At 39.1% G+C, this 20,763-nt stretch carries 19 protein-coding genes and 1 tRNA gene; 15 read left to right on the forward strand and 5 right to left on the reverse strand.

Annotation, left to right across the window (positions count from 1 at the left end; genetic code table 11):
* Positions 1–605: 605 nt before the first annotated feature.
* A tRNA-Gly gene (locus tag H710_RS01240) sits at positions 606–680 on the reverse strand.
* Between the two features lie 192 nt (positions 681–872).
* On the opposite strand from H710_RS01240, the gene H710_RS01245 reads away from it, so the two are divergent.
* From H710_RS01245 to H710_RS01270, 6 genes are all read left to right on the forward strand, one after another.
* A complete protein-coding gene (locus H710_RS01245) occupies positions 873–1,841 on the forward strand; it encodes an ABC transporter substrate-binding protein (RefSeq protein WP_041849046.1) in 969 nt (322 codons plus the stop codon).
* Positions 1,842–1,892: 51 nt separating this feature from the next.
* On the forward strand, positions 1,893–2,786 hold the full coding sequence (locus H710_RS01250) for an ABC transporter permease (RefSeq protein ID WP_041849047.1): 894 nt from the start codon (positions 1,893–1,895) through the stop codon (positions 2,784–2,786).
* The gene (locus tag H710_RS01255) at positions 2,783–3,577 is read left to right on the forward strand and encodes an ABC transporter ATP-binding protein (protein ID WP_041849048.1); all 795 of its coding nucleotides are present in this window, start codon (positions 2,783–2,785) and stop codon (positions 3,575–3,577) included. Before H710_RS01250 ends, H710_RS01255 begins: the two co-directional genes overlap by 4 nt.
* Before the next feature lie 4 nt (positions 3,578–3,581).
* A complete protein-coding gene (gene holA, locus H710_RS01260; protein WP_041849049.1) occupies positions 3,582–4,625 on the forward strand; it encodes a DNA polymerase III subunit delta in 1,044 nt (347 codons plus the stop codon).
* Positions 4,626–4,761: 136 nt separating this feature from the next.
* Entirely contained in the window at positions 4,762–5,619 is an 858-nt protein-coding gene (locus H710_RS01265) for a YihY/virulence factor BrkB family protein (RefSeq protein ID WP_041849050.1), read from the forward strand.
* Between the two features lie 18 nt (positions 5,620–5,637).
* Positions 5,638–6,135: a YaiI/YqxD family protein gene (locus tag H710_RS01270; RefSeq protein WP_041849051.1), complete on the forward strand. Its 498-nt coding sequence runs from the start codon at positions 5,638–5,640 to the stop codon at positions 6,133–6,135.
* A 1-nt stretch (position 6,136) separates the two neighbouring features.
* Here the strand turns inward: H710_RS01270 and H710_RS01275 are convergent, their stop codons facing one another.
* Positions 6,137–6,835 (reverse strand): TlpA disulfide reductase family protein, encoded by a 699-nt coding sequence (locus tag H710_RS01275; RefSeq protein WP_041849052.1) that lies wholly within the window; start codon positions 6,833–6,835, stop codon positions 6,137–6,139.
* A 33-nt stretch (positions 6,836–6,868) separates the two neighbouring features.
* On the opposite strand from H710_RS01275, the gene argH reads away from it, so the two are divergent.
* From argH to H710_RS01300, 5 genes are all read left to right on the forward strand, one after another.
* Complete coding sequence (gene argH / locus H710_RS01280) at positions 6,869–8,269, forward strand: argininosuccinate lyase (protein ID WP_041849053.1); 1,401 nt, start codon at positions 6,869–6,871, stop codon at positions 8,267–8,269.
* A gap of 58 nt (positions 8,270–8,327) precedes the next feature.
* A complete protein-coding gene (locus H710_RS01285) occupies positions 8,328–8,507 on the forward strand; it encodes a hypothetical protein (RefSeq protein WP_041849054.1) in 180 nt (59 codons plus the stop codon).
* A gap of 8 nt (positions 8,508–8,515) precedes the next feature.
* Positions 8,516–9,790, forward strand: coding sequence for a diaminopimelate decarboxylase (lysA, locus tag H710_RS01290; RefSeq protein ID WP_041849055.1), 1,275 nt, complete (start codon positions 8,516–8,518; stop codon positions 9,788–9,790).
* Between the two features lie 117 nt (positions 9,791–9,907).
* Positions 9,908–12,325 (forward strand): TIGR02302 family protein, encoded by a 2,418-nt coding sequence (locus H710_RS01295; RefSeq protein ID WP_041849056.1) that lies wholly within the window; start codon positions 9,908–9,910, stop codon positions 12,323–12,325.
* A 287-nt stretch (positions 12,326–12,612) separates the two neighbouring features.
* A complete protein-coding gene (locus tag H710_RS01300) occupies positions 12,613–13,347 on the forward strand; it encodes a class I SAM-dependent methyltransferase (RefSeq protein ID WP_041849057.1) in 735 nt (244 codons plus the stop codon).
* A gap of 141 nt (positions 13,348–13,488) precedes the next feature.
* Here H710_RS01300 and H710_RS01305 read toward each other — a convergent pair whose 3' ends face one another.
* Positions 13,489–14,175, reverse strand: coding sequence for a response regulator transcription factor (locus H710_RS01305; RefSeq protein WP_041849058.1), 687 nt, complete (start codon positions 14,173–14,175; stop codon positions 13,489–13,491).
* A gap of 30 nt (positions 14,176–14,205) precedes the next feature.
* On the opposite strand from H710_RS01305, the gene H710_RS01310 reads away from it, so the two are divergent.
* A complete protein-coding gene (locus tag H710_RS01310; RefSeq protein ID WP_041849059.1) occupies positions 14,206–14,814 on the forward strand; it encodes a L,D-transpeptidase family protein in 609 nt (202 codons plus the stop codon).
* On the opposite strand, the gene H710_RS01315 is transcribed toward H710_RS01310, so the two are convergent.
* Both H710_RS01315 and tsaD read right to left on the reverse strand, forming a co-directional pair.
* On the reverse strand, positions 14,811–15,239 hold the full coding sequence (locus H710_RS01315) for an EVE domain-containing protein (protein WP_041849060.1): 429 nt from the start codon (positions 15,237–15,239) through the stop codon (positions 14,811–14,813). The genes H710_RS01310 and H710_RS01315 overlap by 4 nt on opposite strands.
* An 88-nt stretch (positions 15,240–15,327) precedes the next feature.
* Positions 15,328–16,422, reverse strand: a complete 1,095-nt coding sequence (tsaD, locus tag H710_RS01320) for a tRNA (adenosine(37)-N6)-threonylcarbamoyltransferase complex transferase subunit TsaD (RefSeq protein ID WP_041849061.1) — start codon at positions 16,420–16,422, stop codon at positions 15,328–15,330.
* 386 nt (positions 16,423–16,808) lie between these two features.
* On the opposite strand from tsaD, the gene H710_RS01325 reads away from it, so the two are divergent.
* The 3 genes from H710_RS01325 to H710_RS01335 all read left to right on the forward strand — a co-directional run bounded on the left by H710_RS01325 (position 16,809) and on the right by H710_RS01335 (position 20,616).
* Positions 16,809–18,161, forward strand: coding sequence for a COG4223 family protein (locus H710_RS01325; protein WP_041849062.1), 1,353 nt, complete (start codon positions 16,809–16,811; stop codon positions 18,159–18,161).
* An 11-nt stretch (positions 18,162–18,172) separates the two neighbouring features.
* On the forward strand, positions 18,173–19,765 hold the full coding sequence (locus H710_RS01330; RefSeq protein WP_041849063.1) for a heme biosynthesis protein HemY: 1,593 nt from the start codon (positions 18,173–18,175) through the stop codon (positions 19,763–19,765).
* An 83-nt stretch (positions 19,766–19,848) separates the two neighbouring features.
* The gene (locus tag H710_RS01335; RefSeq protein WP_041849064.1) at positions 19,849–20,616 is read left to right on the forward strand and encodes a glutamine amidotransferase; all 768 of its coding nucleotides are present in this window, start codon (positions 19,849–19,851) and stop codon (positions 20,614–20,616) included.
* Positions 20,617–20,763: the final 147 nt, after the last annotated feature.

The following is a 20,763-nucleotide window of genomic DNA, read 5'->3' on the forward strand; positions in this document are numbered from 1 at the left end:
ATGATTCAGTTTGCACGAAAAAATATTTCATTAGCCTTTTAATGTATTTTAAAATGCAAGAAAAGAGGTTGAGAATATTAAAATTAGCAAAGATAAATTTTATTATTCTTGGCTCTGGGTGGGTTTAAATATAAAATATTTTAAAGAATTTTTTGCAATGATAATCTACATTTTAAGAGTTTTTTATCCTGTAGCTGTGTGAAAAATTGATCAGAGCACTTTCTTATTAGCATACGTAAAGGACAATTATATTTTTTAGTTTGGGCATAATTTTGAGTTTAAGTATACACAGACTTTAGTTATGGTTTTGAGAGCATTGTGATCTTTACAACTTTTTATGTCATAGCGATAAATCGTTGATATGGTATGCACTCTTTGGGTTATGATTATAGGATTTTTAGGACAAAGCTTTAGATTTGTATGGTTAAAGCGCTCCTTTTGGGGAGGAATTTTGTTTTTTTGAATATTTTAAAATAAGGATAAAAACAGAGGCTCAGCTAATTATTTTTGTGCATGATGGGGCAGAAATAAAAAAGCGACTCTTGCAAGAAAAGTTTAAAAATTAAACTAAAGTTTTTCAAAATCACTTAAAATTAATAAAAACATGGAGCGGGCGATGGGATTCGAACCCACGACCCCAACCTTGGCAAGGTTGTGCTCTACCCCTGAGCTACACCCGCTCACAGAATTGAAGCAGATGCTTCAAACGGTCTCTGTATGGCGTAGGCTGTTCTGAATTGCAACAAAAAAATAACATTTTATGATGATTTATTTGTACAGCGTAAAAAATAAAGATTGATTTCACAAGTGCTCTTTAATAGATTGCCGCTCCTATTGTTACATGTTGTTATATATTGTGAGGGGAGATGGTAATGGTGAAGAAAGTACTGAGTTTATGCATTGCTATGGTGGCTGTTTTTACAGTGAGTAGTTTTGCACAAGAAGCTCAGCGAATTAAAATCGCTATTACGCAAATTGTTTCACATCCTGCTTTGGATAAAGTGCGCAAAGGGGTGGAAGATGTGCTGGAAGAAAATGGCTATAAAAATGGTGACAATTTAGAACTGACCTTTTTATCGGCACAGGGTAACATTTCTACAGCAACACAAATTGCACGGAAATTTGCTGGTGATAAACCTGATGTTATTGTTGCAATCAGCACTCCTTCAGCGCAGACAATATTGGCAGCAACAAAAGAAATTCCCATTGTTTTTTCTGCAATTTCTGATCCTGTTGAAGCAAAATTAGTGTCTTCACTTTTAAAGCCTGGTGGCAATGTAACAGGGGTTTCTGATCGTGCAGATGTTGCAGAGAATCTTAAACTTTTAAAAGAAATAAAACCAAATTTAAAAAAATTAGGTTACCTCTATAATGCATCTGAGGTTAATTCTGTTTCTACACTTAAGGTGTTAAAAGAATTAGCAGATAAAATGGGGATTGAAGTTATTAGTTCATCAGCACCAAGATCTTCTGATGTTCAAGCGGCAACGCGAGCTTTGATTAATAAGGTAGATGTTATTTTTGTTCCCACTGACAATACGGTTATTGCTGTTTTAGAAGGCGCAACAAAAATTGCCCTTGAAACCAAAACGCCTTTGTTTACTTTAGATTCTAATTCTATTGGGCGCGGGCCTTTTATAATGCAAGGCGTTAGTTATTATAATGTAGGGGTTGATACCGGAAAATTGGTTTTGCGTATTTTAAATGGCGAAAAACCAGGCGATCTTGATGTTGTACAAGCAGATAACAAGAATATTCAAGTTGATAGAAAGATCATTGAAAAACTTGGTATTATCTTACCACAAACAGTTCTTGAACGCATTACAGAAGTTGTGGAATAGATTTCTGTAATTAGGCTCTTATGGAGATGAGATTGGGGATATGATATCTGAATGAATATATTTGCTTTTTGGGGAGCTGTAGAATTAGGTCTTATTTACGCTTTTGTTGCTATTGGGGTTTATCTGTCGTTTCGAGTTTTAGACTTTCCTGATTTAACGGTTGATGGTTCGTTTCTTCTTGGTTCGTGTGTTTGTGGCGTTTTAATTCTTTCAGGTGTTAATGCGTGGGTTGCTATGTTGTGCGCTTTTGGTGCAGGTATGGTTGCTGGTTTGTTAACGGCTTTGTTAAATGTGCAATTTGGTATTTTAAATCTTTTAGCCTCAATTTTAACGATGTCAGCGCTTTATACGATTAATCTTCGTATTATGGGGATTCTAGGAGGAGCTAACATTAATTTAGCACTTGCAGATACAGCTTTGACACCTTTTTACGGTTTGTTTGGTTTGTCTGATCTTTTTATCCGTCCCCTTTTTGTTGGGTGTGTTTTATTTATCGTGACCTTTTTAATTTGGCGTTTTTTAACCAGTGAAGTTGGTCTTGCTATGCGGGCAACAGGGGTGAATCCGCGCATGGCTAAAGCACAAGGGATCCATACCGCGGCATTGATTTATTTGGGTATGGGGCTTGCAAATGCGTGTGTTGCTTTTGGAGGGGCTTTGTATATCCAAACAGCAATTGCTACAGATATTACAGGGGGAGTTGGAACTATTGTTTTCGGTTTAGCAGCAGTCATTATCGGTGAAACTTTATTCCGTACACGCAATATTTTTTGGATTATTGTCAGTTGTATTATGGGATCTGTTTTTTACCGTGTTGTTGTACAATTTGCCTTTGAAGCAAGCGGTATAGGCATTGATACATCGACAGATCTTCAGCTCATTACAGCATTATTGGTTATGTTGGCTCTGATTGTACCGCGTTATTTGGGGAAGGGATCAACATGATTGAACTTTCTCATGTTGGGGTTGTTTTTAAACCGAACACACCTCTAGAAAAACGCGCTTTAATTGATATTAATCTCAAAATTAATCAGGGGGGATTTGTCACAGTTATTGGTTCAAATGGTGCTGGTAAATCGACTTTGCTGAGTGTTGTATCAGGAGTACTTCTTCCTACAGAAGGGCGGATGATGATCGATGGACATGATGTTTCTCGTCAATCAATTCGTGAACGAGCTGGTAGGGTTGCTTGTGTTTTCCAAGATTCACTAATGGGGAGCTGTGCTTCTTTGACTATTGAAGAAAATTTAGCTCTTGCAGCTTTGCGGGGAAAGCGTCGAGGTTTTTATTCAGCGTTAAGACGTGAAAAACGACAATTTTTCCGCGAGAAAATTGCCCAGTTAGGACTTGGTCTTGAAGACTGTCTGCATAACCGTATGGATAGTTTGTCAGGTGGGCAGCGGCAAGCTGTCTGTCTTATCATGGCTACCTTAGCTCATGCGGATGTTTTATTGCTCGACGAACATACTTCAGCATTAGATCCAGGAATGGCTGATTTTGTTATGGGTTTGACCAAAAAGATTGTTGAAGAGAATCAATTAACCACTATTATGATAACGCATTCTATCCGTCAGGCTCTTGATTATGGGGATCGCACACTGATGTTGCACGGAGGAGAAGTCGTTTTAGATATTTATCAAGAAGAGCGTAAAGGTTTGAAAATGAGTGATGTGATGGGTATGTTTCAAAAAGTTCGTGGGATTGTTCTTGATGATGATAAACTTTTAATGGAATAATCATTTGGCTCAAAAGAAAGCGCATGAAGTTAACCATTTTCTAACGCATTTTTCGCGTTCTTTTCCTATTGTTTTAATTTACGGTCCCGATCGCGGTCTTGTTTGTGAACGTGTACAGCGTTTTATCAAACTCACACAAATAGCCACAGATGATCCTTTTGCAACAGTTCGTCTTGATGCTGCTGAAATTGATAAAGATCCTGCACGATTAGGAGATGAAGCACGCACTTTATCGCTTTTTGGTGGTGACCGTTTGGTATGGGTGTCAAATGGCGCTAACCAAAAAAATTTTCTTGAAGCTCTTAAGCTTTTAATTGCAGAACCTCCGGAAAAAAGTTTTATTTTAATTGAAGCAGGAGATTTGAAAAAAGGAATAGGGCTGCGCAATATTATTGAAATGGCATCAGTTGCAATGGCTTTGCCTTGTTATGCAGATGATGTTCGTTCTTTGGATACACTGATTGATGAAGTTTTAGAAAGCTTCAAGATGACTCTTTCTTTAGAAGCACGGAGAGGCTTATATGAAAGTTTAGGGGGTGATCATCTTGTTTCGCGCCGTGAATTAGAAAAGCTATGCCTTTATGCTTTAGAAAAGCGTCATATTACTCTTGAAGATGTCAAATCTGTGGTGAGCGATGTGAGTGCTTTTTCTCCTGATGAAGTGATTGATGCTATTTTATTGGGAGATGGTAAAGAGTTTGAAGCTCATTTTAGCCGATATGTAGCTATGCACAATACACCTTTTTTGATTTTAAGCACAGCACAAAGGCATTTTCAACAGTTGCAAATTTTGCGTTATCAGGTGGAAATTGAACGGAAAACGGCTTTTGCCGTTATGTCTCAAGCGCGACCACTGATTTTTTTTCAGCGGAAAAAGACAATTGAAAAAGCTTTGAAATATTGGACACTGGAAAAAATTTCTTATGCTATGGAAAAAATTCAGTGTGCTCTTTTAGAAAGTCGTAAAAATCCACTTTTGAGTGAAGCCATTATTCATAAAGTTTTATTGGAACTGGTCTTTATGATACGATGCCAAATGTCATCTTAAAAGTTTTGAGCTATGTTTGTGTAGAATTTTTTTTGATCATTGCAAAAGTGAATGTTTTAACCAATAATTAAAGCAATGATTTTTTGATAAAGCTCAGATAAATTTAAAGAAAAATATCATTGGGAAGTATAGAAATTTGATCAAGAATATATCGTTATGTTATCATATTCTTATCAACGCCATTAGTCATTATTGGCGTGGTGATGGCAGTGCTTTTGCAAGCCATGTTGCGCTTTCAGGACTTTTGGCATTTTTCCCTTTTTTTATTTTTGGAACGTTTCTTGCTGGTTTTATTGGGGCTTTTACCTATACACCACAAAAAATTGCAGCACTTGTCCAGTTATTGCCAGATGCAATTACAGAACCTTTGATGAAGGAAATCATTAATGTTTTAACTATTCAGCGCAGGGATGTTTTAACACTTTCTGTTTTTGGAGCCGCTTATTTTTCTTCCAATGGGATAGAAGCTTTGCGGACAGCCTTAAATAAAGCTTACCGTGTTGTAGATTATCGTAGTTTTGTTTTTTGCCGTTTTCAAAGTTTGTTTTTTGTCATGATTGGAGCGATTGGTCTTGTCATTATTAGCTTTTCATTAGTGTTGGCGCCTGTACTGGTTAAAATGATGCAGCAACATTCCCCCTTCATTACTGAATATGTTGGTGTTATTCGTCTGTGGCGTTACACGATCGCGATGATTGTTTCATTGATAAGTCTTCTTATTGTTCATAAATGGTTGCCTGCAGGAAAGCGGAAATTAATTAATATTTTACCAGGGATTGTGGTGACAATGTTTGCTTGGTTTTTGGCGTCGATGGCTTTTGCACATTATTTAAATTTAACAATGCTTAATTATGTTTCGACCTATGCGGGATTAGCTTCTATCATGGTTGCTATTATTTTTTTATATATGCTAAGTGCAATTTTTATTTTGGGAGGTGAAATCAACGCAGCCATTATGTTGTATCGGGATCGTTTACAACACTCCAATGAATAAAAGAAGCAAGAGAGTGTTGTGTTAATTAGAAATCAAGAGCAAGATACACAAACAAAACCTGCTATCATTTTGTTGGTTGATGCTGATGCTTGTCCTGTAAAATCTGAAATTTACCGTGTTATGAATCGTTATCAGCTCAAGACATTTATTGTAGCAAACCATTTTTTATCTCTTCCAAATGAATCCCTTCTTGAAAGGGTTATTGTGTCTCAAGGGCCTGATTGTGCAGATAATTGGATTGTTGATCATGTCCATCAGACAAGTATTGTTATCACGAGTGATATTCTTTTGGCAGCGCGAGTTGTGCAAGCGGGCGGAGTTTGCCTTTCACCGACAGGACGTGTTTTTGATATCAACTCAATTGGTCAAGCTTTGGCTATGCGTAATTTGATGGAAGATTTGCGCGAACAAGGCTGTGTGACGGGTGGACCCCGTCCTTTTTGTCGCAAAGACCGTTCCGCTTTTTTATCTGCTCTAGATTTAGCAATACAGCGCTTAAAAAGGTGCGAGTATTAAATTATTTTATTTTTTCAATAACAGCTTTTATCAGTGCTTTCGCATCTTCATTGGCCCATGGCGCAGAGCCATTTAGGGAAGCAATGAGACGGCCCTCTTTATCGATCAAGAGTGTAACCGGAAGTCCCATAGCGAGCCCTTGTTTGCGGATATTACGAAAAATATTCATTGTTTTGTCACGATAATAAACCAAATGATCTGCCTGGACTTCGCGTAAAAATTTTTGAATTTTTTCAGGAGACGCTGTTGTATCAACATTAATCGCGATAACATCAAAATTGTCTCCCCCCATATCACGTTTTAATTGCGCTAATTCTGGCATTTCCATACGGCATGGTGTGCACCAAATGGCCCACAGATTGATGAGTACTGGTTTTCCGTTAAATTCGAGAAGTTTATGGTCTTTTCCCTGAATATCTTTAAAAGAAAGCTGGTTCATGTCATAGAAATTATCAGCGAATCGTATATGACTAAAAAAGCCTTGAGCAGCTTTTTTGATCGCTGCTATTTCTTTCAGGTATGTTGTGTTGGAGTTTATTTCTTGCGCTTTGGCCTTTGAAATAAAATTGGCAACAAAAGTACCTCTCGTGCTATTGTGGTTTATTGTTGCGTATAAACTTAAGGCAATGATAAAGGATGCAATAAAGAATTGCATTTTTTTATTCTTGTTTTTTCGGCTGATAAAAATTTGAAAAATCATAATTTTTGTCCTTTTAGAGAGTACTTGCAGGTTATGACGGGTGATAAGTTAAGTAATGAAATGTGGGGTGGTCGTTTTGCAACAGGTCCTGCTGCAATTATGGAAGAAATTAATGCTTCTATTGATTTTGACCAAAAACTTTATCGGCAAGATATTGAAGGTTCATTGTCTCACGCAGCAATGTTAGCGCAAACGAAGATTATTTCACACTCTGATTATGAAAAAATTGTTCATGGTTTGCAACTTATTCATCAAGAAATTGAAACAGGCTCCTTTACCTTTTCACGCAAGCTTGAAGATATTCATATGAATATTGAAGCACGGCTTAGCGAATTAATTGGTCCTGTGGCAGGGCGTTTGCATACCGCGCGTTCACGCAATGATCAAGTTGCTGTTGATTTTCGATTGTGGATGCGTGAGGCAGTACAGAAAATAGCGCAAGCTTTAAAGGGTTTGATGGAGCAATTACTTGTGCGGGCAGAACAGCACGCAGATACAGTGATGCCGGGTTTTACCCACTTACAAACCGCACAGCCCGTCACATTTGGCCATTATATGATGGCTTATGTTGAAATGTTTGGTCGAGATTTATCACGGATGCGTGATGCCATTGAGCGCATGAATGAATCGCCTTTGGGGGCTGTTGCTTTGGCAGGAACGGGTTTCCCAATTGATCGTTTTATGACAGCACAAGCACTCGGTTTTCGCGAACCAACACGTAATTCGATTGACAGTGTGTCTGATCGTGATTTTGCATTGGAATTTTTAAGTGCTGGTGCTCTTTGTGCTACGCATCTTTCACGTTTAGCAGAGGAAATTGTTCTTTGGTCGAGCGCGCAATTTCATTTTATTCGTTTATCGGATGCTTTTTCAACGGGTTCATCCATTATGCCACAAAAGAGAAATCCCGATGCTGCTGAGCTTGTGCGAGCTAAGGCAGGGCGGTTGAATGCTGCATTGATAGGGCTTTTAACCGTGATGAAAGGATTACCGCTTGCCTATTCAAAAGATATGCAAGAAGATAAAGAATATGTGTTTGATGGGGTTTTGAATCTGGAATTGTCATTGGCAGCAATGACGGGGATTATCAGCGATCTTGAAGTTAACAAAGAAGTCATGAAACAAGCTGCTGGTTCTGGTTATGCTATTGCCACCGATTTAGCGGATTGGTGTGTGCGTGAATTAGGGCTGCCTTTTCGTGAAGCTCACTATATTACAGGATGTGCTGTGGCTTTGGCAGAACAAAAAAAATGCAGTCTTCATGAGTTATCATTAGATGAGTTTCAAACTTTCCATCCAGATATAAACGCAACTGTTTTTGATGTTTTGACAGTTAAAAAATCTGTTGAAAGTCGCAAAAGTTTTGGAGGAACAGCACCTTCAGAAGTGCTTCGCCAAGTTGCTTATTGGAAACAGCGTCTTGTAACTGCCTAAGGATTTTATTTTCAACCCAATAATGGAAGTAAGTTATTAAGATGAGAGAGAAGGGCGTATGAAAACACTTGTGAGGACTGTAATCATTGCTCTTTTTTGTCCCATTGTTTTTATTGGATGTGGGCGCAAAGGTGCGCTTGAAAGATCTCCCTCAACAGTAGTGGAGTCTTCGCAAGAAGAATTTATTTCTAAAAATAAAGCCGATAAAGTTTTCATTCTCGATCGATTGATAAAATAGGGGTTTTTATGAATTTTTTTTCTTATCATCAGGGTGAATTACACGCTGAAGGTCTCTCGCTCTCTACCCTCGCACAGGATGTAGGAACACCCTTTTATTGTTATTCTGCTGGTGCATTGGTTGCGCATTTTAAAGAATATCAAGATGCATTTCACGATATGCCGAGTCTTATTGCTTATGCGGTGAAAGCTAATTCCAATCAAGCTGTTTTGCGGATTTTAGCCGCAAAGGGAGCAGGAGCTGATGTCGTGTCAGAAGGTGAATTGCGGCGTGTGCTTGCTGTTGGGATTGTGCCTCAGCGCATTGTTTATTCTGGTGTTGGAAAAACAGTGAGAGAGATAGATTTTGCTCTTTCTCAAGACATTTTTTGTTTTAATGTTGAATCAGAACCAGAACTTGAACAATTATCAGCACGTGCTGTTGCTTTATCAAAGACGGCGCGTATTTCATTGCGCATTAATCCTGATATAGATGCTAAGACTCATAAGAAAATTACAACTGGCAAGTTTGATAATAAATTTGGTATTCCGTTGTCGTTGGCGTGTAGTGCCTATAAAAAAGCAGCGCAATTGCCGGGTTTACAAGTCTGTGGGATGGATATGCATATCGGCAGTCAGATTTGTGATTTAAAACCGTTTGAGGATGCGTTTCTGATTGCTGCCGATTTTGTCCGTCATTTATGGCATGAGGGCTATATGATCACCCATATAGACATAGGGGGTGGGCTTGGCATTGCTTATCATCCCGAACAAAATATGGTTCCATCTCCTGCTGATTACGCGGCGTTGGTGAGAAAACATATTGCTCCTTTAGGGATTAATATTATTTTAGAACCTGGGCGTAGTCTTACTGGTCATGCTGGCGTGTTGGTAACATCTGTCACATATTTAAAAAGAGGAGAAGGACGAAATTTTGTTATTGTGGATGGTGCAATGAATGATTTTCTTCGCCCAACACTTTATGATGCTTGGCAGACAGTTTTGCCCGTCAAAAAAGCACTGAAAGATGCTCCTTTGATCACGGCAGATATTGTCGGTCCAGTGTGTGAAACGGGTGATTATTTAGGGTTAAATCGCTCATTACCGATGGTTTCTGCCGGTGATCTTTTGGCGATTACAGGAACAGGGGCTTATGGTGCAGTGATGGCAAGTACTTATAATAGCCGATTGTTAGTGCCAGAAGTTTTGGTACACAATACGCGTTATGATGTTATTCGGCCACGTCTTGATTATGAGCAATTAATGGGATTAGATCACATTCCAGATTGGATTGAGAACTTTTAAATATTTTATGATCTTATCTCTATTAAACTTTAATGCAATAATTTGTTTGATAGAAATTATTGTGTATGAGTTTTATGATGTTAACGCATGGTTATCAAAAAGGATAAGTGTTCGTCTATGAGTGATGAAAACATCAAAAGATGCATCATGATAAGGCTTTTGGGGGTGCGCTTTTTAGCTTGGTGTATCTTATGTTTTGAACGAATCTGGCCGCGCCTTTTGCCGTTTTTTTTGGCTTTGAGCTTTTTATGCTCGCTGAGTTGGTTGGGCATTTTTAATGTTCTCCCTTATGGGTGGCATTTATTTTTTCTTGGTCTTATATTGTTTGTTGCTGTGGGCAGTCTATTTTTGCTTGCGGATTTTCGCTTTCCTACAGCAAAAGAAGTTGATCGTCATATTGAGCAGAAAAGTGGCCTAAAAAATCAACCCTTAAGCGTTCAAACGGATCGTTTATGTTCTGAAAATGATAAAGGTTTTAGCGCGGTTATTTGGCGTGAACATCAACGCCGCATGGCAGAGGATTTGCGCTATGTGCGAAGCGGATTTGCTTACCCCAATAGTGCTAACCATGATCCTATGGCTTTGAGGTTTTTGTTTGTTCTACTTTGTGTGTGTGCTTTCAGTTTCTCCTTTGGTTCATCAGGAGGGCGCTTGCAGGACACATTTGATTTACGCTCCATGGTCAATGAATCATCAATGCGGGTTGATGCTTGGGTCACACCACCCTCTTATACGAATGTTGCCCCCATTTATTTAACACGAAGTGAGATAAAAAATTTTTCCATTCCTGAAGGGAGTGAGGTGGTTGTCCGTGTTGTTGATGGATCTGGTGTTACAGTAAAGGCAGTATCTAAAGAGGATGGACGTAAAGTTTTGCTTTCTCAAAAAAGAGAAAAGACAGCTTTGAATGATTCCATTGTTCATTTTGAAACACGGTTAGAACGCTCCATAAATTTATCCTTTTCATCACGTTATCAACAACAACAATGGCATTTAGACGTGGTGAAAGACCAAATGCCAACAATCCGTTGGCTTGAAAAACCAGAGCGGATTTCAGCTGGGGCATTGGAGTTGCAGTATGAAATGGATGATGATTATGGCGTTATAAATGCTTTTGTTGCTATAGAGTCTCTTGTTGATTTTGATAAAAACGCAGTTCCTCTTTACCAAGCCCCTCAAATAAAGCTTCTTCTAGCACGTGGTGGAAAGGGAAAAATGCGAATGGTGCAAGATTTATCGAGCCATCCATGGGCAGGCACGGAAGTTAAGATCACTTTGGTGGTAGAAGATGGTGCTGGCCAAAAGGGGCGTAGCAAAACCTTTATCATGACATTACCGCAGCGTGTTTTTGCTAACCCTATTGCTCGTGCAGTCAATGAACAACGCCGTTTATTAGCTCTTAATGCTTCTGCGCGCGAGCGTGTACTCGATATGCTTGCTGCTTTGCTTGTTCGTCCAGAAAATGGTGTACAAAATTCAATCAATATTCTTGCATTACAGAGTGCGTGGACAAGGCTGTCGATAGCACAAACAGAAGATGAATTGCGTGATGTGGTTCATTATTTGTGGCAGATTGCCATAGCGATTGAGGGTGATCAGTCAGAGTCTGCTCAGCAAAAACTAAAACAAGCACAAATGGCTCTGCGGGATGCATTGCGCCGTGGTGCTTCAGGAGTAGAAATTGAACGCCTTATGGCTGATTTACGACAGGCTATGGATGATTATATTCGTGCTTTGGCTGAAAAAGCACCAGAAAATAGCGACTTTAATAATAAGGCGAATCTTTCTGAAGATAGTCTGCACAAAAAGCTCGATTCGATTGAGAAAATGGCTCAAATAGGGTCTTCTTCTTCTGCTGAACAGCTTTTGGATGAAATTGAACAAACACTTGATCATTTGCGTGTTCAAAAAAGCAATCGAGATCAAGAGCAAAAGAATACGCAAACAACAAAGATGAAAAAGATGATTGATAAACTTGGTGATGTGATGCGCCGTCAGCAGGAAATTCTCAATGATACACATCGTTTAGAAACAGAAAAACGACGTGGGGAGATTGTTACACAAGAGAAGAGTGAGGCTTTGGTAAAACGTCAAGCTCAATTACAGTCTGAATTATCGGTGTTAGAAAAGGAATTGTCAGAGCAAAGTTTTGAAAAGGGTGGTGTGTTGAAAGAGGCAGAAGAGAAAATGAATTCTGCAAAGGCTGCCCTTGGTCGTGGAAACTACGAGACATCTGTAAAAAATCAATCAGATGTTTTAGAATCTTTGCGACAAGGTGCACAAAATATTTTACAAAAAATGCGTGAAGCGTTGAAACAATTTGAAGATATGCAAAATGCTATTGAGTCTCAAGATCCATTAGGACGTCCCCTACCTTCAGACAGTGATCGGGGAAAAGACGGTAAAACTATGTCTCAGGAAGGTGATAAGACGCGGGCACGGCAAATTCTGGAAGAAATTCGCAAGCGTCTCAACAAGGACCATCTTTCTGAAGAAGAAAAGAATTATCTTGAAAGGTTGTTGTATTTTCACTAACGAAAGCGCTTTTCTTATAGTATTTTTTTTGGAAAAAGTGCATTCTTTCATAAAAAGCAGATAGGAAGTGCTCGTATAGAAGAAGTTTTATTGGAAGAGAAGACGCAAAGGGGAATAATAATGAAGTTATTAAAGTCATGACAACATTGTTGAGATGATTTCATCATTTGGATTTAAAGAATAAAGTATGAAAGGTATCATTCTTGAAAAGAAGAGATGAAATCTCCATAAACTAAATCTATGAAGATCTGCACTATTTAAAATTTTTTTCTACACGGTACATTACATTGGATATAATCACACTGAGAGATTTTTATGCTTCTCCGCTCGGTATGCGGGTGCAGACGACGCTGTGTGAACAACTTAATATAAAGTGGTCAAATCTTGATGATAAACGCGTCTTAGGTTTGGGTTATGCTTTGCCTTATCTTGCTGCATTGCATGCACGTGCACAACAATGTTTTGCTTTTATGCCAGCTAATCAAGGTGTGACACCCTGGCCTTGTGCGGATAAGGTTGCGACAGCGCTCGTTTTTGAAGAAGATTTGCCTCTTCCTGATGCTTCAGTAGATTGTATTTTATTGATCCATGCTTTGGAATATAGCGAAAATGCACGGGAAACGCTCAATGAAATATGGCGTATTTTGGCTCCTAATGGTCATTTGATTGTTATTGTTCCTAATCGTTGCGGATTGTGGGCACGCAATGATCGCACGCCTTTTGGCTATGGCCAACCCTATAGTCGACAACAAATTGTTCGTTTATTTGAAGAAACAAATTTTATTGTCAGGTCTGTGCAAGAAATTGTGCATTATATACCTTTTGCTGGGCGTGTTTCGCGATTATTGTCACTTTTCTATGAACCTTTGGCGCGCTATCTGTTTCCTTATTTTGGTGGACTGTTAATGTGTCAGGTCCAGAAACGTGTTTATCAAGGTCTATTTGTGCAGCGCCGCCAATCACGACGTGTGTTCATTCCTGTTTTATCACCACAAGCTCGTGAAAAATGTACATCATCTTAGTCTTCTCCTTTATTGTAGGAAGAGAAAATTGAGGTCAGAGCTTATGTGTTGAGCCATGAGAGTAAAAAATAAAAATTAAAATAGTGGCTTCCTTTAACGATTCTAGGTAATGCTCTTTGCTAAAGATTAAAACAGTATTCCTTAAAGGTTAAGGCGGTATCCATTTTGATCTGTGATGAGGATTTGTGCATTCGCGGGATCTTTTTCGATTTTTTTTCGCAGGCGATAAATATGCGTTTCTAATGTATGGGTAACAATCTGTTCGTTATAGCCCCAAATCTGTTCTAATAAGGTTTCGCGGCTGATGACTTGGTTTTTCCTTGTGCAATAGAGATATTTAAGAATTGCAGATTCTTTTTCTGTAAGACGAATGTGATTATTCTGCTGATCAATGAGAAGTTTTCGTCCAGGTTTAAAATTATAGGGTCCGATATGAAAAACTGTATCTTCATTGTGTTCATATTGACGCAGTTGAGCACGGATGCGCGCTAATAATACAGCGAAGCGGAAGGGCTTTGTTACGTAATCATTAGCGCCCACTTCAAGATTTAACAGATTATCACAATTGGTGTCGTCACGAGTGATCATGATAATAGGAGCACGAAATCTTTGTTGACGTATCGTGGTGACAGGAGTATGGTCATCAAGGTTAGAAAATTCAACATCAATAATGATAAGATTAATTCTTTTTTCTTGAGTTATTGTGATTCCTTCTTCAGCTGTTTTGGCTTGCAGGATTTCAAATTCCTTATATATTTGCAATTGTTCTACCAAAATGTGACGTAGATTATCATCCTCCTCAATGATTAAAAGATTATAATCGCTCATTTTTTTTCCTTGTAAAAGCATGTTTGGATTATGGTTTTGAAAGTAGTTTCACGAAAAATGAGATTTCATGCAAGTAGAATTAAAAAGGAAATTGTAAAAAAGAAGACTCGCGTGACTCTCATAACCGTTCGTCGGCAGGTGCGCATAGCAGGCAGGCATACACGGGGTATCCTTTGTATAGGTCAGCATCGTTTATTTTGCGCTCTAGGACGCTTTGGTGTTTCTGCTTTTAAACGTGAGGGCGATGGAGCGACACCTTTGGCGAAGATGCGCTGTTTAAGAGGATTTCGAGGCAATTTTTATCGGTCCTTACCGCGTTCAGCTTTATCTTTTCGCCGTATTCGAGCTCATGATGGTTGGTGTGATGCAAGTGGGGACACCAATTATAATCGTTTTGTCCGCCTTCCTTATCCTAAAAGTGCTGAAAAAATGCAGCGTGAGGATGATCTTTATGCAATTTGTCTTATTCTCGATTGGAATATTACAGAACGAAAAATGGCAAAAGGAAGTGCTATTTTTATGCATTTAGCGCGAGACAATTATCAGCCGACAGAAGGATGTATTGCGCTTTCCCGCCGTGATATGGAGCGGTTGCTGCCCTATATAAGCCAACGAACAAAAGTTGCGGTTTTAGCTTAAAGCATTTCTAGTTGAAGGCCACCCATAGCACAAATTTCTTTCCATTCCTCTTCTGTAACGGGTTGTACTGATAATCGCATAGCTTTAACCAGTGTCATCGTATTTAATTTTGGATTGGCTTTGATCTGTTTTAGTGAAACAGGGTTTGGCATATCACAGATAGCGCGAATATCCACACATTCCCAGCGTGGATCAGATGTTGTTGAATCAGGGTGCGTTTCAGCACAGATTTCTACAATGCCAACAATCTCTAGCCCTTTGTTGGAATGATAAAAAAAACCCTTATCACCGTATTTCATGGCGCGCATGTTGTTGCGGGCTTGATAGTTGCGCACGCCATCCCATGGTTCTCCATCAAGGCCTTTTTTCTTTTGCATGGTCCATGACCATTTATCGGGTTCGGATTTAAAAAGCCAATAAGCCACGAAAAGCTCCTTTTCATAAAGTTTGATGCGGTTTCAGATTTTTATGAATGCTCTAATAGTTTTTATGTGTATTGTGTTTTTGATCTCTTTACACTTTTGCTCCACGGCGCCCTGTTCCGATTAAAGGCGAAGCGTTTTCATCTAACGGCCAACGTGAACGGGGAGCAATATCAAGCGGGCTTGTTTGCCCCCGTGCTATTCTCTCTGCACCAGCAAAAGCAATCATGGCAGCATTATCCGTACACAGAGAGGGAGGGGGGGCGATAAATTCAAAACTATGTTGATGGGCAAGATTTTGTAGAGTTAAACGGATGGCCTGATTAGCAGCAACGCCGCCGGCAACAACAAAAGCTGGATGGCGGTGCTCTTGGCTATGAGAAGAAGGATATTGGCTAGTGAAATATTGCAAAGCCAAGTGAACACGATCTTGCAATGTATCGATGACAGCAGCTTGAAAACTTGCGGCGATGTCTGAAACGTCCTGTTCTGAAAGAGGAGCCATAGCTGTTGCTGCTTGTCGAACAGCGGTTTTCAGACCAGAAAAAGAAAAGTTGAGTTGTTTGTTTCCTTTTAAAGGTCGTGGCAGAGGGATGCGATTTTTGTCTCCCAAAAGAGCAGCCTTTTCAAGAGCTGGGCCACCAGGATAGGGAAGGCCTAAGAGTTTTGCGGTTTTATCAAAAGCTTCTCCCAAGGCATCGTCAAAGGTTGTTCCTAGACGCTGATAATTGCCTACTCCATGAACAAGGATCATTTGTGTATGGCCACCTGAGACCAGAAGCAATAAATAAGGAAAAGTGACTTGATGGGTAAGAACAGCTGTTAACGCATGACCTTCGAGATGATTAACAGCAATGAAGGGTTTTCCAGTGGCAAAAGCCAGTGCTTTTGCACTCATTAGGCCAACTAAAAGCCCCCCTATCAAACCGGGGCCACCGGTGACAGCAATCGCGTCAATCTCTTTCAGTGTTGTTTTAGCTTTTGCGAGTGCTTCGAGGATTAGAGTGTCGAGAATTTCAACATGGGCGCGTGCTGCGATCTCAGGCACAACACCGCCATAAGGCGCGTGATCTTCGATTTGGCTCCAAACGATATTGGAAAGAATATGACTTTTTCCTTTTAAATTGTGTTCAATAACAGCGGTAGCAGTTTCGTCACAACTTGTTTCTATTCCCAACAGGCGCATTATAGGCTAAACCTTATGTTTAAAAATTCTTTAAGAGTGATCGGTATCACGGACAAATAAAGATGCAAAGTGCTTCTCTTAAAGTTGGCTCTTATAAGCGTCAATAGGCATATAATTTTTGTGCTATGTTTATGTATGACTCATCACTGTTTTTCTGTGTTTTGTGCTACATATTAGTATTGGTATGTTTAAAGTCTTTCGATCAAGAGGGGGCTGGCCTTAAACGTATCTCGTGAGAATGAACAATCGAATAATTGATCTACGGTATCAATTCTTAGTCAATAGGATGTAAGACAGAGCCTGTAGCCATAGGAAGCGTTTGGCTCTTAAAGTTTCTTTCATTTTATTATTTTATTATCAGCAATGAGAGAGAAAAAGAGACAGTCATGGTAGATTCTTCAAAACCGAAAGAAAATCCACATTATAAAGGTGTTAAACGTGAGACACCTGTTATTGAGCATGAAGCAATACGTGATGATTCAGAGAAAAAAACACAAAATTTAGCAGAATCTTCAACATTGCAGGAGTCCATTACAATGAAAAAGCCTAGCAAGAAAAAGGAAAAGAGCCGGTGCTCTTTTGGTGTGGCTTTGGTGTGTTTACTCATTTCAGGGATTGTGAGTGCTGTAACGACATTAAGTCTTTTGATAGGGTTTCAACGAGATGGTTCTCTTTTCCCTTTTCTAAGCAGACATAATTCTGCAACAGAGCAAGCTTTGCAGATGGCGAAAACCACACAAAATCAATTAAAATCAACAGAAAGCCAATTGACACATCTTCTCCAAGAGCTTGATCTGTTGAAAACAGATGTTTATTCTGTGTCGCAAAGTGTCTCTCTTTTTGAAAAAGAGATGAGTCTTAAAGCAGAAGTCGGAAAAGATGTGGCAGATTTAGAGAAAAAAGTGGTTGCTCTTGAAGATCAGATGCAAGCTGTAGTCGAAATGTCAAAAGATATGAAAGCAGCTCTTTTATCACATAATTTTGAGGATACTCAAAGTAGAAATGCCTTACAAGAAGAAAATAAAAAAACTCTAACAGTTTTAGGACAAAAAGTTATACTTCTTGAAGAGCATATAAAAAATTTGGCTGAGATGTCAAAGAATAGGTCAGCTTCGTTGACGGAAAACAATATAGCAAATGATTTAATGGAATTGAAAAAACAGCTCAACACTTTGCAAGAAAATATGGCAACGAAGAGTGGTGAAGGAAAAGCTGTAGACATGCAAATACTTATGGCAGTCAGTGCTTTAAAAAATGCTGTAATGCAGGGCGGACCTTTCATTGATGAGTTAGAAGCCGTACAAAATTTTTTCCCTGCATTGCCTGGGCTTGAGATTTTACAAAAAAAAGCACGAACAGGTTTTTCCAATTCTACGAAGCTTGCTCATGATTTTGCAGCTATTGCTGATATCATTGTTGGTTTGCAAAATATTGTTGCGCCAGATGCTGGTTTTTTTGCACAGATTTTGGCATGGGTAAAAGGTCTTTTTGTTACACGGCCAGTTGGCAATATTGCAGGGACAACAATGGAAGCAATTGTCGCACGGATGGAAGCTGCTATTCAGGAAGGTAACTATGAAAAAGCCTTAGCAGAATGGGAAACTTTACCTAAGAACGCTCAAGATGCTTCAGCCGATTTTGCAAAACAGCTTAAGCAAAAGCTCTCTGTTCGTAATATTTTACAAGATTTGTTAACTTCTATTCAACAAGGGCGTTTTGAGACTAGAAAAAGTAAGTGAGATCAAGGGTAATGATACGTGTTGTGGTGTATAGTTTTGCTGTTTGTGTGTTGGGTGCTCTTTTTGGATGGGTTGCGAACCACAATAGCATTGTTATCATTACATTTTTGCAAACGCGGTTTGCTATTTCTTTGTTAACACTTGTAAGTGTGTCTATTGTGCTCTTGGTTATGCTGGCCCTTATCTGGTGGCTGTTGCGTGGTCTTTTTTTTGCTCCTAATACTTTGCGTCATTATTTTTCTACACGCCGCCAAAAAAAAGGTCGTGAAGCGCTTTCACAAGGGCTTCTTGCTGTTTTTTCTGGTGATTATGTCACGGCAAAAAAAATGGAAACATGTGCTTTAAAATATCTTGCAAATAATCATGAGCCGTTGATGAAGCTTTTACAGGCTCAAACCTTGTTTTTACAAAAGGATTCTATTCGCGCCATTGGTTTTTATGAAGAAATGCGACAAGAGACGCCAACAAAACTTGCTGGGCTTTATGGTCTTTATCGTGAAGCTGTGGCTATGAAAGAGGATGAAGCAGCACAGCATTATGCAGAAGAAGCGCTGGCTTTATCGCCAACACTTTTATGGGCTCATCAAGCTGTTATTGATCGGTTGAGTGCTGAGGGGCAATGGGATAAAGCACTTGATGTTTTTGGAAAAGCACAAAAGGCTTTACCCCGTGCTGACCGTTGGACTGCAGAGCGTAATCACACATATGCCTTGTTATTAAGTGGGCAAGCGCTTCAGCTTTTCAAAACCCATCCTGTCAAAGCGCGTACAGCTATTTTAAAAGCACATAAATTACTGCCTGATTTTGTGCCGATAACAGTGATTGCAGCTGATATTCTTTATAAGTTCAATGAAGTACATAAGGCTGATAAAATCATTTTCAATGCTTGGAAAAAAAACCCCCATCCTGACCTGGGTGCATGTTATCTTGAGAATGAGGAAAGAGCCGTTGAGCGATTGAAAAAGGCTAAAAAATTGGCTTCTTATAATGAGGATACTTTTGAATCAGCGTTTCTTGTTGCAAAGGCTGCTTTGGATGCAGGTGAAGTGGCATTTGCGAGAGAACAAGCACAAAAAGCCCTTCAACGTCATCCCCGTGAAAGCGTTTATTTATTATTGGCGGATATCGAAGAAGCACAAGGCAATAATCAGCTATTGGTGCGTCAATGGCTTTCATTGGCGTTGCGTGCAGAGCGGGATCCTACATGGATGTGTGATGGAACGCTTTTTTCTTCTTGGTCAGCGGTATCTCCGATAAGCGGGCGATTGGGTTGTTTTGAATGGAAAGCACCGCCACGTAGGCTTCCTTTAACATTAGAAATCGATCCTATAGAACCAAAAGATGTTGGTGATGTTGGTCCTATGGTGCTAAATGTCGATCCTGTAATGGCTGAAAAGGAAGAAAAAGAGGATATTGTGACGGAAATAACTTTCGTTAACGATGAACTCTTAAATGAAATTTCACCTATAAAAGATGGTTTTTTGCCTCAAAATTCAGCTAAGAAAAAAATTGGCAATCAGACACGTTTAAATGTTGATGATCCAGGAGTGAAAATAGCAGAAAGAGATATGCTTTCATCGAAAGAGCAATTTCGAGCGTTATAAAATTATCGTAGCTATTGTTGACAGACGTAATTTGCGTATGCATTTAGAATGCCCAATTATGTTATAAAGCGATTAATTGAATTATGTTTTTTGTAGAACAATATTTAGATCACAAACAAAAGGACAATAAACCAAAAATTGCAATCGTTCTTCATCGTCCATCTGGGGGGATGGGTTATCTGGGATCTTTTTTGCAACAGAGTGGTTTTGCTCTTGATATTTATTGTCCTATTTTGGGACAAAAACTTCCCGATACATTAGAACATCATGCTGGTGTTGTTATTTTAGGTGGGCCGATGAGTGTAAATGATAGGGATGCATATATTAGTGAGGAAATTGATTGGATTTCTCTGTCTTTGAAAGAAAATAAGCCTTTTTTAGGTATTTGTCTTGGAGCACAAATGTTAGCACGAAATCTAGGAGGATGTGTTGAGGCAAGACGTGATGGATATGTAGAAGTGGGGTGGTATCCTCTGCAGGTGATGCCACAAGGTGAGACAATGATGGATTGGCCAAAAGTGGTTTATCATTTTCATAATGAAGGAATTTATGATTTGCCTAAAGACGTTATTCTGTTGGCAACAGGGCAGACATATCCTGTACAAGCATTCTGCTATGGAGATAAAGCATGGGGTTTGCAATTTCATCCTGAATTAACACGTATGATGATACGAAATTTGGTGATGCATTTGGCTAAAAATTTGACTCAAAAGGGTGTTCAACCTGCTTTTATGCATTTTGAAGGTTACTCAATGTATGGCCAGACTTTGCATAAGTGGTTTAAAAATGCATTGCAACGGATTTTTGGTGCTTCTTCTGCCTTTTATACGGAAGTTGAGAGCCATAATTAGTCTAAAAATCATCATAAAAAATGTTGGATATTCTCTTACTCTATGAAGTGAAACAACATGGAAGTGAAAAAGGCCTTTTTTGTTTCTGCATGTAGGCTTCTTTCCATTGTTCAGTATTTATTGTCTACACAAGTTAACGCCTAAGTG

Source organism: Bartonella bacilliformis Ver097, from assembly GCF_000709795.1.
Lineage (GTDB): Bacteria > Pseudomonadota > Alphaproteobacteria > Rhizobiales > Rhizobiaceae > Bartonella > Bartonella bacilliformis_A.